The organism is Pseudoalteromonas sp. SIMBA_162 (genome assembly GCF_046535955.1).
Classification (GTDB): Bacteria; Pseudomonadota; Gammaproteobacteria; order Enterobacterales; family Alteromonadaceae; genus Pseudoalteromonas; species Pseudoalteromonas marina.
The window spans coordinates 1-254 of sequence record NZ_JAWJBQ010000771.1; the positions used below are offsets into that span (position 1 = coordinate 1).

A 254-nucleotide genomic window follows, 5' to 3' on the forward strand; every position below is an offset into this window, starting at 1 on the left:
CGGGCGGCCACGGCAAACAGCACGGCGGCGCAGGCCGAGGCCACCGCGCTGACCGGGATGCCCAGCGGCTCCAGCACGAACAGCGCGGCCAGCAACACCACCAGTACCACCCAGCCCGCACGGAACGTGGCGCGATCGCGCACTGCCAGGGCAGGCAACTGCAGGTCGTCGGTGGCGTACCGCAATGGGATGTCACGGCGAAAATACAGCCACAGCACCAGCAGCGTGGCCGCTACCGCCACCAGGTTCACCGG

At 70.1% G+C, this 254-nt stretch carries 1 protein-coding gene; it reads right to left on the reverse strand.

Annotated features, from left to right (window positions below; genetic code table 11):
- On the reverse strand, positions 1–254 hold a 254-nt coding region (locus R0J88_RS21775), incomplete at both ends, for an ArsB/NhaD family transporter (protein ID WP_410901141.1).